The 16,506-nt window shown below is 68.4% G+C and carries 15 protein-coding genes; 10 read left to right on the top strand and 5 right to left on the bottom strand.

The features are described from left to right. Positions 1 to 88: 88 nt before the first annotated feature. Both U5798_RS23980 and U5798_RS23975 read right to left on the bottom strand, forming a co-directional pair. Entirely contained in the window at positions 89 to 844 is a 756-nt protein-coding gene (locus U5798_RS23980) for an SDR family NAD(P)-dependent oxidoreductase (protein WP_322083431.1), read from the bottom strand. A gap of 110 nt (positions 845 to 954) precedes the next feature. Then, positions 955 to 2,130 carry a helix-turn-helix transcriptional regulator gene (locus tag U5798_RS23975; RefSeq protein WP_124447167.1) on the bottom strand — a complete coding sequence of 392 codons (1,176 nt, stop codon included), beginning with the start codon at positions 2,128 to 2,130 and terminating at the stop codon, positions 955 to 957. 224 nt (positions 2,131 to 2,354) lie between these two features. On the opposite strand from U5798_RS23975, the gene U5798_RS23970 reads away from it, so the two are divergent. Continuing rightward, entirely contained in the window at positions 2,355 to 2,735 is a 381-nt protein-coding gene (locus tag U5798_RS23970; RefSeq protein ID WP_124447169.1) for a DUF4377 domain-containing protein, read from the top strand. 9 nt (positions 2,736 to 2,744) lie between these two features. Here U5798_RS23970 and U5798_RS23965 read toward each other — a convergent pair whose 3' ends face one another. Both U5798_RS23965 and U5798_RS23960 read right to left on the bottom strand, forming a co-directional pair. Beyond that, positions 2,745 to 4,133 carry a DHA2 family efflux MFS transporter permease subunit gene (locus tag U5798_RS23965; RefSeq protein WP_322083430.1) on the bottom strand — a complete coding sequence of 463 codons (1,389 nt, stop codon included), beginning with the start codon at positions 4,131 to 4,133 and terminating at the stop codon, positions 2,745 to 2,747. Between the two features lie 240 nt (positions 4,134 to 4,373). Continuing rightward, positions 4,374 to 4,724, bottom strand: a complete 351-nt coding sequence (locus U5798_RS23960; protein ID WP_124447173.1) for a VOC family protein — start codon at positions 4,722 to 4,724, stop codon at positions 4,374 to 4,376. 260 nt (positions 4,725 to 4,984) lie between these two features. On the opposite strand from U5798_RS23960, the gene U5798_RS23955 reads away from it, so the two are divergent. The 7 genes from U5798_RS23955 (at position 4,985) to U5798_RS23925 (ending at position 13,887) form a co-directional block, all read left to right on the top strand. After that, the gene (locus tag U5798_RS23955) at positions 4,985 to 6,124 is read left to right on the top strand and encodes an LLM class flavin-dependent oxidoreductase (RefSeq protein ID WP_124447175.1); all 1,140 of its coding nucleotides are present in this window, start codon (positions 4,985 to 4,987) and stop codon (positions 6,122 to 6,124) included. 168 nt (positions 6,125 to 6,292) lie between these two features. Continuing rightward, entirely contained in the window at positions 6,293 to 7,486 is a 1,194-nt protein-coding gene (locus tag U5798_RS23950; protein WP_124447177.1) for an acyl-CoA dehydrogenase family protein, read from the top strand. A gap of 10 nt (positions 7,487 to 7,496) precedes the next feature. Continuing rightward, on the top strand, positions 7,497 to 9,257 hold the full coding sequence (locus U5798_RS23945; RefSeq protein WP_322083429.1) for an FAD-dependent oxidoreductase: 1,761 nt from the start codon (positions 7,497 to 7,499) through the stop codon (positions 9,255 to 9,257). Continuing rightward, the gene (locus tag U5798_RS23940; protein ID WP_322083428.1) at positions 9,254 to 9,772 is read left to right on the top strand and encodes a flavin reductase family protein; all 519 of its coding nucleotides are present in this window, start codon (positions 9,254 to 9,256) and stop codon (positions 9,770 to 9,772) included. The genes U5798_RS23945 and U5798_RS23940 overlap by 4 nt, the downstream gene beginning before the upstream one ends. 15 nt (positions 9,773 to 9,787) lie before the next feature. After that, the gene (locus U5798_RS23935) at positions 9,788 to 10,837 is read left to right on the top strand and encodes a ferredoxin--NADP reductase (protein ID WP_322083427.1); all 1,050 of its coding nucleotides are present in this window, start codon (positions 9,788 to 9,790) and stop codon (positions 10,835 to 10,837) included. 39 nt (positions 10,838 to 10,876) lie between these two features. After that, complete coding sequence (locus tag U5798_RS23930) at positions 10,877 to 12,463, top strand: FadD3 family acyl-CoA ligase (protein WP_322083426.1); 1,587 nt, start codon at positions 10,877 to 10,879, stop codon at positions 12,461 to 12,463. A 746-nt stretch (positions 12,464 to 13,209) separates the two neighbouring features. Further along, on the top strand, positions 13,210 to 13,887 hold the full coding sequence (locus U5798_RS23925; protein WP_124447187.1) for a hypothetical protein: 678 nt from the start codon (positions 13,210 to 13,212) through the stop codon (positions 13,885 to 13,887). Between the two features lie 12 nt (positions 13,888 to 13,899). Here the strand turns inward: U5798_RS23925 and U5798_RS23920 are convergent, their stop codons facing one another. Beyond that, positions 13,900 to 15,126, bottom strand: coding sequence for an acyltransferase (locus tag U5798_RS23920; RefSeq protein WP_322083425.1), 1,227 nt, complete (start codon positions 15,124 to 15,126; stop codon positions 13,900 to 13,902). A 491-nt stretch (positions 15,127 to 15,617) separates the two neighbouring features. On the opposite strand from U5798_RS23920, the gene U5798_RS23915 reads away from it, so the two are divergent. Both U5798_RS23915 and U5798_RS23910 read left to right on the top strand, forming a co-directional pair. Beyond that, positions 15,618 to 15,854: a FitA-like ribbon-helix-helix domain-containing protein gene (locus U5798_RS23915; protein WP_069618041.1), complete on the top strand. Its 237-nt coding sequence runs from the start codon at positions 15,618 to 15,620 to the stop codon at positions 15,852 to 15,854. Then, on the top strand, positions 15,841 to 16,257 hold the full coding sequence (locus U5798_RS23910; protein WP_322083424.1) for a type II toxin-antitoxin system VapC family toxin: 417 nt from the start codon (positions 15,841 to 15,843) through the stop codon (positions 16,255 to 16,257). The genes U5798_RS23915 and U5798_RS23910 overlap by 14 nt, the downstream gene beginning before the upstream one ends. Positions 16,258 to 16,506: the final 249 nt, after the last annotated feature.

Below are 16,506 nucleotides of genomic sequence, written 5' to 3'. Positions count from 1 at the left end.
GCGCGTTGCGCGAACCGCACGGGCGTGGCCGGACGGACGCAGGCAACGAACGCGTCAAGGCGTATCGGGAAGCGCCGATGGTACACGATCACCACACGGTGAAACCGCCGTCGATCGCGATCGCCTGGCCGGTGACGAAGCGCGCGGCCGGCGAGCACAGCCATAACACCGTTTCCGCGATGTCGCGCGGTTCGCCGAGCCGCGCCATCGGCGTGGCCTGCATCAGCCGCGCCATGTCGTCGCGATTGTCCGGCCGCTCGGTGATCGCCGTGTTCGCGATGCCGCCCGGACACACGGCATTCACGCGGATGCCGCGGCTCGCATAGTCGATCGCCACCGCTTTCGTGAGGCCGATAACGCCGCTTTTCGACGCTGAATACGCCGCGAGCCCGGGCCCGCTGACGAGCCCCATGATCGACGACGTGTTGACGATCGCGCCACCGCCGGATTGCAGCATGTACCGGCATTCGTGCTTCAGGCACAGCCACACGCCTTTCAGGTTCACGGCGATCGTGCGGTCCCATTCGCCTTCGTCGAACTCGGCGGCGGGGGCTCCGCGCGGTGCGATGCCCGCGTTGTTGAACGCGAAGTCGAGGTGGCCGAACGTGGCGACCGTCGTGTCGATTGCCGCGCGCACGTCATCGTCGCGCGACACGTCGGCGCGTAGCACGATCGCCTTTGCGCCGAGGCGCTCGATTTCGTGCGCGGTGTCTTCCGCGGCGGATACGACGGTGTCCAGCAGCGCGACCCGCGCACCGGCTTCGGCGAAGCACAGGGCGGCCTGGCGTCCGATACCGGTCGCCGCACCGGTCACGACGGCAACTTTTCCTGCGAAATGTTCCATACCTGTCTCCTGAGGCGGGGGGAGCGACAGGTTAGGCGGCACGGGCCGGTGCTTCGACGTTGAAACGGACTAGGCGGATTCGACGGCGGGCATGCTTCGCGCAGCGCCCCTCACCCCAGCGACAGCACGCTGTTCAACAACATCCGCACCAGCGTGGCCTGCCGCGTGACACCCGTCTTCGAAAAGATCGCACGCAGGTGCGAACGCGCGGTGTTCTTGCTGATCGCGAGTTCGTCGGCCGCTTCCTCGAGCGTCTGCCCGTTGACGAGCGCGAGCGCCAGCGCCGTTTCGGCCGGCGTGAGGTCGAACAGCTTGCGCACGATGTCGTGAGACGCCTGCGACTTGCGCTCGGCATCGCGGATGAAGATCGCGCACGCCGGCCGGCGCGGGTTGTCCTCCGACCATTCGCTCAACGGGACCGCACGGATCAGCACGCCAAGCCGCGGCTTGCCGGAGGGGCGCGGCACCGCGATCGCGTGCGCGACCGACGGCGTGACGCCCGTGCGTTCCGCGAGCACCTGGCGGATCAGCTTCTGCAGCTTGCGGTCCTCCAGCGGATACGACGCCTCGAGCGTGCCGCCGCGCACGCGCAAGCCGTCGCATTCGGCGAAGATCTCGTCGGCGACGGAGTTGGTCCTCATGATCGTGCCGCGCTCGTCGAGAATCGCGGTGCCGACGAGCATGCGGTCGATCGTGCTCGCATACAGCGTGCGCTCGGATTCGACCATCCCGAACTTCGCGTGCAGCCGCACCGCGCGCTTCAGGTGCGGCAGCAGCGCGTTGCACACGGCCTTGTCGGCCGCCGAGAATGCCTGGCCGCGATGCGGACGGCAGACGCGAAACCGGCACTCGACGCCGTCGTGCGTGCGCAGGTCTGCGCCCATCAGATAGCCGACGTCGAACGGCTTCAGGAATTCGGCATACATCGCGCTGTTGCGCCAGACGCCGACGCCGAGCAGCTCGTCGACGGTGACGACGCGATCGCCCGGCAGGTTCACGAACGGATCGAGTGCGTAGTAATAATTGTTGTAAGACGCGACGCCCGTCAGCGGCGCACTCTCCGCGGATGCGTTGATCATCAGCCCCGTATGGCCGCTGGCGGGCCAGCGCAGGATCATCGTCACGTAGTTCGCGTGGAGGTGCACGCGGATCTGTTCGAGCGCGGCGCCCCACGGCACGTCTTCGAGCGGGCCTTCGTAGATGGTCGTGAGCAACGCGTCGAACTGCTCGAGCGTCAGTTTCGATTGGGCAAGGTTTGGCGGCAGGGCCGGGGGCGCCGTGATCATTCGGGTTGTCTCCTGTTGCGGCCGCCGGGTCGCAGGGCGCCTGGCGTGCACGTTCGGACCGCCGGCGGCGATGCGCGTGGCGGAACCGGAACACGGTAGCGTATCGGCTCGCGCGCGACATCCCATGAATGAGGGTGGTCGAGTGCGTTTTGTAAGGTATTTGTGAACCTTCTCGCCGCGCCGGTCGTCTAACCGGCCCTCCAACGCTCCCAGAGGAACATCTGATGATTCACAAGACCCGAACGCTGCTCGGCGCGGCCGTGATTGCCGGCAGCACGCTCCTCGCCGGATGCCAGACCGACGCGGCCGCCACGGCGCCGAGCGCGGCCCGCCCGGTCGACGGCAAGCCCGTGACCAAAACCGTCTACGTCGCGCCGCAGTCGGCGCGCTGCACGGGCGTCGCGCCGATGGAGTGCCTGCAGGTGCGCAGCAGCCCGAGCGAGCCGTGGAGCCTGTGGTACGCGGGGATCGAAGGGTTTGCCTACCAGCCCGGTTACCTGTACACGCTCGAAATCGACGAATACCGCGTCGCGCAGCCGCCGGCCGACGGTTCGTCGATCCGCTGGGTGCTCAAGCGTGTCGTCGAACGCCGTCAGGTGAACTGACGGCCGCGTTCAAGCGGACGATCGCGCCGCCGCACCGGCCGGCGGCGCGGCCGTATCGATCCGCCGGAATACGGCGGACGACAGCAGCGTCACGCCGCCCATGCACGCGAACGACAGCATGAATCCGTGCGCCATCGAGCCCCAATAGGCGGCGAACAGGTTGACGAGCCCGCCGCCGATCGACACGCCCAGGCCCATCGCGAGCATCTGCATCATCGTGAACAGGCTGTTGCCGCTGCCGGCGTCGGCATGCGACAGCCCCTTGAGCGTCACGCTGTTCATTGCCGCGAACTGCATCGAGTTCGCCGTGCCGAACACGATCAGCAGCACACTCTCCAGCACCGGCGCGGGTTGTGCCGACACCAGCGCGAATCCCGTGATCGCGCAGCCGACGATCACCGTGTTCACGACCAGGAACGTCGCATAGCCGAAGCGCTTCACGAGCGGCGCGATCCAGCGTTTCGCGATGACGCCCGCGATCGCGGCCGGCAGCATCATCAACCCCGATTGCAGCGGCGTATAGCCGAGCTGCACCTGCATCAGCAGCGGCAGCATGAACGGCACCGAGCTCGTGCCGATCCGGCACAGCAGGTTGCCGAGCAGCCCCGAACCGAAGTTCGGCTCGCGAAACAGCCCGAGCCGGAACAGCGGCTGCGCACGCCGCCGCGCATGCGGCAGGTAGGCGAGCGCGCTCGCGAGCCCGACCACGGCTAGCCCGGCCGCCCACGCGGTGCGATGCGCGGGCGTCGGCGGGTCGATCGCGAGCGACAGCGCGATCATCGCGACCGACAGCAGCGCACAGCCGACGAAGTCGAACGGCGGCGGCTGCGTCGCCTGGTCGTGCGGCAGGTAGCGCTGCACCGCGACGAAGCCGACCACGCCGACCGGCACGTTGACGATGAACACCCAGTGCCATGACATCGCCTGCGTGAGCCAGCCGCCGAGCGTCGGCCCGACGATCGGGCCGAGCTGGCCTGCGGTCGACACGAACGCGATCGCCGCGACGTACTGTTCGCCCGGCACGCGGCGCAGCACGGCGAGCCGCCCGATCGGCAGCAGCATCGAGCCGCCGATGCCCTGCACGGCGCGCGCAATGACGAGCTGGCCGAGCGTATGCGACGCCGCGCAGCCGATCGACGCGAGCACGAACACGAGGATCGCGACCGAAAACACGCGGCGCGTGCCGAAGCGGTCGGCGAGCCAGCCGGACGCCGGCGTGAGCATTGCCATCGTCAGCGTGTAGACGACCACGACGGGCTGCATCGCGAGCGGCGACGCGTGCAGGCTTTGGGCGATCGAGGGCAGCGCGGTGTTGACGATCGTCGTGTCGAGCGACTGCATGAAGAATGCAGCGGCGACGATCCAGAGCAGCACGGCGTGTGTGGGTTCCCGGGACATGGCGAAATCGGTGGTGCGAAAGCCCGGCGGGGGGGCGCCGGTGCGCGGTTGCGCGGCGCCTGCCGGACTTCAAGCGCTCGATGGTACCGATTCCGGCGGTTATCGGGAAGCTGTCTGAGGAAATCGAGGCCGAGCCGGGCGTCACGCACGCGGTCGTGCCGAAGGCGCTCGCGAAAAAAGGGGGCAGGTGACGCACGCCATGCGCCGGCATCCGGCATCCGGCGCCCGCGCCGCGCATCGTCAGGCCGACCGCTTCTGCGAGATCACGAGCAGCGCGCCGTTCTTGTCCTCCAGTACGGCGCGGTATTCGTGCGGCCCGGCCTGCACGGGCACGCGCACCGATGCGCCGGCCTTCACGACCCGCGCCATCGCCGCATACAGGTCGTCGTTTTCGTCGACGCGCAGCGTGAGCGCCGCGCGCTCGACGATCTGCTCGTCGCCCGCGACCAGCGCGATCGTCAGCGGGCCGCCGTCGAGCGCGCAATAGCGGTCGCCGTCGCGGAATTTCACGTTCAGCCCCAGCCCGTCGACGAACAGCGGCAGCGCCGTGTCGATGTCGTCGACCGGATACAGCAGCATCGATACCTTCATCCCGGTTCTCCCTTGTCTTGATGTGGGCGGCGTGCAATGCGCCGCCGGTCGATGCTAGCGCGTCGCCCGCGGGCTCACGCAGTCCGATCGGATGACCGTGAAACCCCTCTGTCCCCGCAGGCGGGCAGCTACTCCGAACAGATGATGCCCACGCCAGCCGGCGCGCCGACACTCCCATTCGTGGACCGTCGCTATTCGTCCGTATCGTGCGGGCGGCCTGCGCGACCCCGACTCGTCCAACACACATGGAGACGCACGCAATGAAGTTTTCCCTCATCTACGAAGCCCAGACCACCGACGCATCGCGCGAGGGCGACCACCGGGTGTTCAAGGAGACGGTCGAGCAGGCGCTGCTCGCCGAGCAGGTCGGTTTCGACACGATCTGGTGCGTGGAGCACACGTCGCTGACCCACTATGCGCACATGAGCGCGCCGGAAACCTTCCTTGCGTACCTGGCCGGCCGCACGACGCGCATCGGCCTCGGCCACGGCGTCGTGTGCCTGCCGCCGGCGATGAACCACCCGATCAAGGTGGCGGAACGCGTCGCGCTGCTCGACATCCTGTCGGGCGGCCGCGTGCATTTCGGCGTCGGCAAGGGCGGCAGCCAGCAGGAAGCCGGCGCGTTCGGCTACGACCTCAACGAACTGCAGCCGATGATCGACGAATCGATGTACCTCGTGCCGAAGATGTTCGTGCAGGACGAGATCGAGCACGACGGCAAGTACATCAAGATCCCGAAGCGCCCGATCCACCCGAAGCCGTTCCAGGATCCGCACCCGCCGATGTACCTCGCGTGTACGAACACCGACGCGCTGCTGCGCGCCGGCCAGCGCGGGATGGGCGCGCTGGTGCTCGGCTTCGGCGGTCCGGACGAGGTCGCGAAGAAGAATGCCGTGTACCGCGAGGCATGGGCGAACCGCAAGCCGGAAGACCAGGTCGGCTTCCGCCCGACCCGGCACCTCGCGGCGCTGTGCCCGACGGTCGTGATGGCCGACGGCCAGGCCGCCCGCAAGATCGGCATCCGCGGCCAGCGCTACTTCATGGAATCGCTCGCGTACTGGTACACGGGCGGCGAGCGTCCGGACCCGGCGAAGTGGGACGACGATCTCGTGCAGGCCGACACCGGCGAGATGGTGATCCGCTCGCGCTTCGCGTCGGAGGAAGTCGTCGTCAACTTCGCCGACCCGGCGCTCGCGATGATGAACCCGAACCACGCGTACGGCACGGTGGACGACTGCATCGGCTATGTCGGCCGCCTGCAGGAAGCCGGTGTCGACGAAGTGCTGTTCCTGTGCCAGATGGGCACGGTGCCGCACGAAGCGCAGATGGAGACGATCCGCAACATCGGCGAGCACGTGATCCCGTTCTTCAACCGCGAGAAGGAACGCGCCTGCGCGTGATGCACGGGGCCGCGCCCGTCGTCCCGTCCGGTCGGACGATGCGGCGCGGTCGCGCGAAGCCGACCATCGGTGGTGGCGAGCATCGCCCGCGGCCAGGCCGCGCCGAACAACTTTGAACGAGAGCGGGGCGCGCACCACGGCGCAGCCCCCGTTCCACAGGAGACATTCGTGCATCGCGACAACGATTCGAACGCATTGGCCGCCACGCTGGTCGCCCGGGCCGAGGCACTGGCGCCGGTGCTGGCCGGCCGCGCCGCGCAGGCGGACGCGCAGGGCCGGATCCCGGCCGAGACGATCGCCGACATGCAGGCCGCCGGCTTCTTCAAGGTGCTGCAGCCGAAGCGCTACGGCGGCTACGAGCTCGATCCGCAGGCCTTCTTCGACATCCAGATGGCGCTCGCGCGCGGCTGCATGTCGACCGCGTGGGTGTACGGCGTCGTCGGCGTGCACAACTGGCAGCTCGCGCTGTTCGACGAACGCGCGCAGCAGGATGTCTGGGGCAACGACCCGGCCACGCTGATCGCGTCGACCTACATGCCGGTCGGCCGCGTGACGCCGGTCGACGGCGGCTTCCGCCTGTCGGGCCACTGGAAGTTCTCGAGCGGCAGCGAACTGTGCGAATGGGTGTTCCTCGGCGCGCTGGTGCCGCCGGCCGAGGCCGGCCAGCCGCCCGAATACCGGACCTTCCTGCTGCCGAAAACCGACTACCGGATCCAGCAGGACTGGGACGTGCTCGGCCTGCGCGCGACGGGCAGCCACGACATCGTCGTCGACGACGTGTTCGTGCCCGCGTACCGCACGCACAAGGCGATCGACGGGATGATGGGCACGAGCCCCGGTCTCGCCGTCAACGCTGCACCGCTGTTCAAGCTGCCGTTCGCGCAGATCTTCGTGCGCGCGGTGTGCACGTCGTGCATCGGCGCGCTGCAGGGTGCGCTCGACGATTTCACCGGCTATGCGGCGACGCGCGTGTCGGCGAACAGCGGCGCGAAGACGACCGACGATCCGGGCGCGCAGAGCGCATGCGCGAACGCGGCCGTCGCGATCGACGAGATGAAGGTGCTGCTCCAGCGCAATTTCGCGGAACTGATGGCGTCGGTGACGGGCGGCCCGGCCGTGTCGATCGAGCGCCGCGTGCATTTCCGCTACCAGTCGGCGCAGGTCGCCGAGCGCTGCGCGCAGGCCGCGAACACGCTGCTGCGCTACGCGGGCGGCAACGGCATCTATCACCGCAATCCGCTGGTGCGCCGTTTCCTCGACCTGCATGCGGCCCGCGCGCACTACGCGAACAACGTCGACCGCTTCGGCCAGAACCTCGGCGCGGTGATGCTCGGTCGCGACAACACGGACTTCTTCATCTGACGAGGCCGCGATGAACGACACGCAAGCACAGCAATACACGTTCGACGTGATCGTCGTCGGTTCGGGCGCGGGCGCGCTGCTCGCCGCGTGCCGCGCGGCCGACCACGGGCTGTCCGTCGTCGTGATCGAGAAGACGGCGCTGTACGGCGGCACATCGGCCGTATCGGGCGGCGGCATCTGGATTCCGTGCAACCACCATATCGCCGAGCTCGGCGCGACCGATTCGCGCGAGGCCGCGCGCCGCTATGTCGACGCGTGCGTGGCCGGCGCGTCGACACAAGAACGGCTCGACGCCTATCTCGATCGCGCGCCGGAGATGCTGCGCTATCTGGAAGCGAAGACGCCCGTGCGCTTCCAGGCGCTGCCGAAATACGCGGACTATTTCCAGAAGCTGCCGGGCGCGATGCCCGGTTATCGTGCGCTCGATCCGCTGCCGTTCGACGGCGGCCTGCTCGGCGACGAGTTCGACCGGCTGCGGCCGCCGTCGCCCGGCACGCTGATCTTCGGGCGTCTGTCGGTGACGTCGAAGGAAGCGCACACCTTGTTCTCGCGCGGGCCCGGCTTCATGACGCTCACGATCAGGCAGTTCGGCCGCTACTGGCTTGATTTCCGCATGCGGCGCCGCACGCGGCGCGACCGGCGCCTGACGCTCGGCAACGCATTGATCGGCGGGCTGCGCCGTGCGCTGCTCGACCGCAACGTGCCGGTGTGGCTCGACACGCCGATGCGCGACCTGCTCGACGCGGACGGCCGCGTGACGGGCGTGCGTGCGCAGCGCTTCGGGCAGCCGGTGACGATCGCGGCGCGGCATGGCGTGATCCTCGGCGCGGGCGGTTTCGAGCGCAACCAGCCGATGCGCGAGCGCTACCTGCCGCAGCCGACCCGGGCGCAATGGAGTGCGACGCCGCCGTCCAACACCGGCGACGCGATCGCCGAAGGCCACCGGCTCGGCGGCGCGCTGGCGCTGATGGAGCACGTGTGGGGCGCGCCGACGGTCCGCGTCGCGGGTGAGGAGAAGCAACGCGCGCTGTTCGTCGAGCGCAACCTGCCGGGCTGCGTGATCGTCAACGGCCTCGGCAAGCGCTTCGTCAACGAAGCCGCGCCGTATTCCGAATTCGTGCCCGCGATGTATCGCGACCATGCGCGCACCGGCGCGACCGTGCCCGCATGGATGGTGTTCGACGCGCGTTTTCGCCGCAAGTATCCGTGCGGGCCGGTCATGCCGGCGTCGATGATGCCCGATGCGCGGATACCGGAAGCCTTTCGCGACGTGCTCGTGAAAGCCGACACGATCGATGCGTTGGCCGCGAAGATCGGCGTCGACGCGGCCGGCCTGCACGACACGCTGCGCGACATGGCGCGCTACGCGGCCACCGGCGTCGACGAAGCGTTCGGCAAGGGCGACAACGCGTTCGACACGTACTACGGCGATCCGCGCAACACGCCGAACCCGTGTCTCGGGCCGGTCGACGAAGCGCCGTTCTACGCGGCGCGGATCGACGCGGGCGATATCGGCACGAAGGGCGGGCTCGTCACCGACGTGCACGCCCGCGTGCTGCGCGCCGACGGCGAGCCGATCGACGGCCTCTACGCGATCGGCAACACCAGCGCATCGGTGATGGGCGCGAGCTACCCCGGCGCGGGCTCGACGCTCGGCCCGGCGATGACCTTCGGGTATCTCGCCGCCGACCACCTGGCTGCTCGCGCAGCCGACGCCGGAGGCCGGCAGGCCCGGCCATCCACGACTGAACTTGACGGAGTCCGATCATGAGCGATCTCACCACCCACCCGCTGCGCACCGACATGCTGCTCGCGATGCGCCGCCTCGCGCGCTCCGTCACGGTCATCAGCAGCACGCACGACGGCCGGCGCTACTCGATGTCCGCGACGGCGGTCGACTCGCTGTCGACCGATCCGCCTTCGCTGCTGATCTGCATCAACCGCAGTGCGTCGCTGTATCCGCCGCTCGATGCGGGCGCGCCGTTCTGCGTGAACGTGCTGTCCGCGCGCCACGAAGGCATCGCGATCGACTGCAGCGGCCGCCTGAAGGGCGAGGCACGCTTCACGACCGGCGAATGGCATACGTCGCCACACGGCGTGCCGTATCTGCGCGACGCGCAGGCGAGCCTCGTGTGCGAGCAGGACGGCCGCTTCGAATACGGCACGCATACGGTGTTCATCGGGCGCATCCGCGAGGTGCTGATGAGCGGCGACGTCGATCCGCTCGTCTATCTCGACGGCGCGTATACGACGCCCGGCGCGCCGGTGGCCCGTGCGGCCGCGTGACGCAAGGAACCGGCGATGAGCGATCCACGCTTCCACCGGCTGACCGTGGCCGACGTGATTGCCGAAAGCGACGACGCGTGCTCGTTCGTATTCGACGTCCCGGCCGCGCTGCGTGACGCATTCACGTACCGGCCCGGGCAGTTCCTGACGCTGAACGTGCCGTGCGCGGACGCGACCGTCGCGCGCTGCTATTCGCTGTCGAGCGCACCGGGTATCGACGCGGCGCCGAAGATCACCGTCAAGCGCGTGCGCGACGGCCGCGCGTCGAACTGGCTGTGCGACCGCGTGAAGGCCGGCGACACGCTCGACGTGTTGCCGCCGGCCGGCGTGTTCACGCCGCGCACGCTCGACGGCGACCTGCTGCTGTTCGCGGGCGGCAGCGGCATCACGCCCGTGCTGTCGATCCTGAAATCGGCGCTCGTGCACGGCCGCGGGATGCTGACGCTGATCTATGCGAACCGCGACGAACGCTCGGTGATCTTCCGCGCCGAGTTGCAGCAGCTTGCGCAGCGCCATCCGGGCCGCGTGCGCGCGATCCACTGGCTCGACAGCGTGCAGGGCATCCCGCAGCAGCGCCATCTCGAGGAACTCGCGCGGCCGTTCAGCCGGCAGGAGACGTTCATCTGCGGGCCCGCGCTGTTCATGGAGAACGCGCTGGCCGCGATGCTCGGCCTCGGGTTGCCGCGGGCCCGCGTGCATGTCGAGCGGTTCGCGTCGCTGCCCGATGCACCGGCGCGGGCCGCCGATACGGCGCCGTCGAGCGCAGCGGTGGCGGTTGTGTCCGGCGACGGCGCGGCGATCGAGACGGTGCTCGACGGCGACGCGTTCGCATTCGACAGCGCGCCCGGCGAAACGCTGCTCGATGCGATGCTGCGCGCGGGCGTGCCGGCGCCGAATTCCTGCCGGATGGGGCAGTGCGGCGCGTGCATGTGCCGGATCGAGCGCGGCGAGGTCGCGCTCGACAGCAACCACGTGCTCGACGACGACGAGATCGCGGCCGGCTGGACGCTCGCCTGCTGCGCACGGCCCGCGAGCGGCGCGCTGCGCGTGGTGTTTCCCGACTGAGCCGCGACGCGCCGGCGGCGCGCACGGCCATCCTGATCTATGACGATGGACAATGAAATCCTGACCATGCCCGCGCTGATCGCACGGGCTGCCGCGCGCCACGGCGCGCATCCGGCGATCGAGTCGGAGCACGGCCGGCTGACTTACGCGGAACTCGACGCCGCGCGACTCGACGCGGCCCGTGCGCTGCTGGCGAGCGGCATCGACGCCGGCGACCGCATCGCGGTCTGGGCGCCGAACCTGCCGCAATGGATCGTCGCGGCGCTGGCGATCCACACCGTCGGCGCGATCCTCGTGCCGGTCAATACGCGGATGAAGGGAATGGAGGTCGGCGGCATCCTGCATGACAGCGGTGCGCGGCTGCTGTTCTGCTGCGGCGCCTTCCTCGGCGAATCGTATCCGGCGATGCTCGCGCCGCACCGGCCCGCGACGCTCGAGCGGGTCGTCGTGTTCGACGGAGAGCCGCCGTCCGGTGCGCGCGACGAGACGTGGAACGCGTTCCTCGCGCACGGTGCGGCGGTATCGCTGGCCGCGGTGCGCGAACGCGAGGCGCAGGTCACACCCGACACCGTGATGGACCTGATGTTCACGTCCGGCACGACGGGCCGTCCGAAGGGCGTGATGACCGCGCACGGCCAGAACTTGCGCGCCGCGCAGGCGTGGGCCGCGATCGCGGGCGTGCGCCAGGACGACCGCTACCTGATCGTCAATCCGTTCTTCCATACGTTCGGCTACAAGGCCGGCTGGCTCGCCGCGCTGTCGAGCGGCGCGACCGTGCTGCCGCATCTCGTGTTCCAGCCGGCCGACGTGCTGCGACGCGTCGCCGACGATCGCGTGTCGGTGCTGCCCGGGCCGCCGACGCTGTACTACGCGCTGCTCGACGCGCCCGATCGTGCGACGCGCGACCTGTCGTCGCTGCGGATCGCGGTGACGGGCGCGGCGGCGATCGCACCGAGCCTGATCGAGCGGATGCGCGCGGAGCTCGGCTTCGAGACGGTACTGACCGGCTACGGGCTGACCGAATCGTGCGGCTTCGCGACGCTGTGCCGTCACGGCGACGATGCGGAGACGGTCGCCTACACGTCGGGCCGGCCGATGCCGGACGTCGAGCTGCGCATCGCGGGGCCGGGCGGCGTGCCGCTCGGCCCGGACGAGACCGGCGAGATCTGGGTGCGCGGCTACAACGTGATGCGCGGCTACTTCAACCAGCCGGACGCGACGCGCGAGACGGTCGATACCGATGGCTGGCTGCATACCGGCGATCTCGGCTGCGTCGATGCGAACGGCAACCTGAAGATCACCGACCGCATCAAGGACATGTTCATCGTCGGCGGCTTCAACTGCTATCCGGCGGAGATCGAACGGCTGCTCGCCGCGCATCCGGCGATCGCGCAGGTCGCGCTGGTCGGCGTGCCCGATACGCGCCTCGGTGAGGTCGGTCATGCGTATGTCGTGCTGCGACCGGGCGCGCATGCCGATGCCGGCGAATTGAACGACTGGGCGCGCAGCAACATGGCGAACTACAAGGTGCCGCGTTTCTTCACGTTCGTCGAGCAGCTGCCGACGAGCGCCGCGGGGAAGGTGCTGAAGTACCGGTTGCGCGCGGCGGCCGAGGCGGCTGCCTGAGCGACAACGGATTTCCGCAGGGCGCGGTGCTCGCGTTCGCGCGCCGCTGCGTCCCTTCTTGAAGTCATCGACGACGCGAATCGGGATGCCGATCAGCTCGTGTGTCGCATCCGTACCCAGCCCGGGCAAGATGCATGCGCACGCATCGGTATTCACCCTGCCTCGTCACGCACGAGCGTGCATCGGCACCGCGTGTGCACGCCACGAGGTGACACTTTTGCAACGCTTTTCCAACGTATTCCTCTGCACACGATTGATTGCGACGGCGACGCGCGTGCGCTGACGCGCCGTCCGGCCTCGTTCTGCTGACGTTGTGCGACCGATGCGCGATTCCGCCGATCGCGTATTTCGGCCTGGCGTGCCGAATACGGATACGTTCCTGAAACATTTCCCCACCATTGCGACCCGCAGTGCCGCGCGTGCGCGGCCGTCACGCTTTCCCCGCTTCGATTTGCGCCGCATGGCACGTGCCTTGCGGTTGACCCGGTGCCGCCGGCGCAGACGGATTCGCCAGAACGATCAGCACATCGGCGGCGTGTAACGACATCGAAACAAACCGGGGATCGGATCGGGTCGCGGGCGCCGCGTGTCGCGGCGCAAGCGCCGCGCATGTCGTATCGGTCATGCGCACGGTGCAACGCGTTCCCGATCCGTCGAACAGCAAGCTTGCTTGCAAGGTGTCGTGCCGGGGTTCGCACCGCGCATCGCGACGAAGGCCGCGTGCGGCGGGGCGCTGCGCCCGGCACGTGTCGGGGGAGGCGCCCGTGAAAACGACGGTGAATCAATGGGCATTCGTCGCGGTGGCGTTTGCCGCGAGTGCGCACGCGCAGGAAATCTATCTGCAGGGCGGTACGCAGGGCGTCGGCATCGGCGCGGCCGTGAGCTTCAATTCGATGCTGGGTGCGCATGCGGATTTCAACGCGATCGATCTTTCGCATGACTTCACGGTGGCCGGCAATCGCTATCAGGACGACCTGAAGCTGCGCCAGGGCGGCTTGTACGCCGACATCTTTCCGTGGCGGGGCAGCGGCTTCCGCGCGACGCTCGGGCTGCGCTTCAACGACGACGAGCTTCGCGGCGTGTCGGTACCGACCAACGGCACTTACGTGTTCGGCGGCAAGCGCTATCCGGCGCTGCCGGGGATGTATGCGGTCGCGGAAGCGCGCTATCCGACCGTGATGCCGTATGCGGGTATCGGCTACGGGCACCGGCCGGCGTCGAAAGGGCTCGGATTCGTCGCCGATATCGGCGTCGCGTACGGGATCCCGAAATGTTCGTACTCGCTGTCGCCGGAACTGGCGGCCGCGGCCGGACCGGTGAAGAGCCAGATCCTGGTCGCGAGCGGGCTCGACCAGCTGCGGCGGGTGATGTCGCGATACCGGTGGTATCCGGTCTTGCAGATCGGGATTTCGTACCGGTTCTGAACTGCGCATCCGTCACGACGTGACCGTGTGATGCTCGCGAACGGGGTCGGCCGCGCGGCGTGCGGGGCGTGCATCGTTGCGCTTCGCGATGAACGGGTGCTCGATGTAGCGGTAGGTCAGCAGCGCGCAGAAAACGGCGATCAGCGCGCTTGCAAGCGACAGCGCCCAGATGCCGGGGACGCCGGCCGAATCGATCGGGAACGTGAACTTGTTGGCCGCATGCGTGATCGCGTACACGATCACCATGTGGATCATGTAGATGCTGAAACTGGCGGTGCCGAGCAGCGCGAGCGGCCGCGTGCCGAGCACGCCGTAGAACGTGTTCCCGCATGCGACGCAGAGGAATACCGGGAGCAGCGGTAGCGCGCCCTCGATCGAATAGCGTTCGGTCGGGGACGGGGACACGGCGAGGATCAGCAACGCGACGGTAGCCGCCGATTTCGTGCCGAGCCGCGCACGGATCACGGGGTGCCGCGATACCTCGTACGCCGCGGCGCCGAACGCGAACAGCAGCGCCATGCCGGCTGGCGGTCCGAACAGCGCGGCGCAGGCCGTGACGATCGCGAGCGCGAGCAGCTTGCGCCACGCGTGCGTGGCGACGAACCATGCGAGCAGCGGGACGGCGACGTAGAAGCGCCATTCGTATGCGAGCGTCCACCACACGCCGCTCAGATAGCTGGTTCGCGCCGCACCGTTGATCGGGAACGCACCGAACCAGCCGAGCGACACCGCTTTGAGCAGGTCGCCCAGCAGCTGCGCCGGAGCGCCGACGGCGTTGCGGGGAAACCAGTACAGCGTGCACGCGACGATGACGACCGCGTAAGACAGGTAGAGCGGCGCGAGGCGTCGCACGCGTCCGACGAAGAAGGTCCGCACGTCGAACGAGCCTCGGCATGCGCGTTCCCAGAACAGGAGGCCGGTGACCATGAAGAACATCGCGACGGGAATCGTCCCGAGATTGCGCAGGAAATCGGAGTCGGCTCCCCAGATGCCGGTCGACAGCAACGCCTGGTTGCACGCGAAGTGATGGAAGACGACGGAGGTGGCCAGGATGCCGCGGAATCCGTCCAGGTTGCGATAGCGCATCGACAACGACCGGTCGACGGCCCACCGGTAGAACGGCACGTGTCTGGCGACGAGCCACGCGATGATCGCGACGGCCGCAAGGCATGCCGGGAAGTAGAGTTTGTCGGGGGTCGGGGAGAACAGGGTGGCCGGAGAGAGCGTAACAAAGTCCACTGAAGAACGTCTCGTGTCTTGGATCGGGGTTTCAGGCACGGAGGGTCCGCGTCGATGCAAGGTCTTCTGCGCGCTTCGTGCGGCGTTCGATCGCCGACTTATGGGCTGATGGTAGCAAACGGTGGCAACGGCCGCAGCCCGTTGTGCAACACGATGTTTCAGCGTGAACCGGGATGGCGCCCGTATTCCGCCGCGCATGACGCCAACGATGCTCGCGCCGCAAATCCCGTTCCTCGCCGGCCGGACATTCGTCGCTGTCGACGGCACTTGACTGGCCATTCGGCCGGCTTCCACATCGTCCCGCTCCGGCTTACCTTGAGCGACAGCAGTTCGACGCGTCGGGCCCGCGGCGGACGGTGGACGGATTCATGCCGTCCGCTGCCGCGAGTCTGCGCCGACCCCGTTGTCCGTCCGGTCACGAAGGTGATAGCAATGCTTGCAATTCATCCTCGCGGCGCTATCATTGATAGCAAATCCGGATGGAGGAACTCATGGCAAATTTACTGGTGCGTAACGTGGATGACACTATCGTTCAGAGCCTGCGCGAGCAGGCTGCGGCAAACGGCAGGAGCGCCGAGGCCGAACATCGGGCCATTCTGGCCGAAGCGCTCGGCCGCCCGAAGCGGCGGACATTCGCGCAAGTGCTGATGAGCATGCCGGAGGTCGGCGAGGACGCGGATTTCCAACGGGTTCAGGATTCCGGCGAGGTCAGGCGTGTTTTTGATTGATACGAACGTCATCAGCGAAATCAGGAAGGGCAAGCGAACCAACCGCGGCGTGCGGGCGTTTTTCAGGCAGGCAGAGGCCGACGCGAGCCCGCTTTACCTGTCCGTCGTGACTGTGGCCGAGCTGCGGCGCGGCGTCGACCTGATCCGTCATCGCGGCGATCACGTCCAGGCGTCGGCGCTCGACGCCTGGATGGCGATGATCCTGTCCGGCTATGCGCCGAACATCCTGCCGGTCGATATCGAGATCAGCCAGATGTGGGGGCATTTGCGCGTGCCCGATCCGACGCACGAACTCGACAAGCTGATCGCGGCCACCGCGCTGATCAACGATCTCACGGTCGTCACGCGCAACGTCGGCGATTTTGCGCGTACCGGCGTGCGCCTGCTGAATCCGTTCGACTAGCGTCGGCGTGGCGGCGTCCGGTGCTCTGCCGTCGCGCGAAATCGACGCGGGCGGCGGCCGGCAGGCAAGCCGGCACCCAACGCCGGCCGCCGTGACCGCGTCCGGCACGGCCACCGCAGTCCTCGCTCGAGCACTGAATCTCCCTCCGGCGCCCATTCCGCGCCGCAATCCCCGCTGTTTCCCACCCGTCCTCTCGTCCCAACAGACGATGTAACGCCACCCCCGACCGGCCAGAATCCTGACACGAAC

Source organism: Burkholderia sp. BCC1972, from assembly GCF_905339605.1.
GTDB lineage: Bacteria > Pseudomonadota > Gammaproteobacteria > Burkholderiales > Burkholderiaceae > Burkholderia.
The sequence above is the reverse complement of the archived record's forward strand: the minus strand, read 5'-3'. Positions and strand labels throughout refer to the sequence as shown.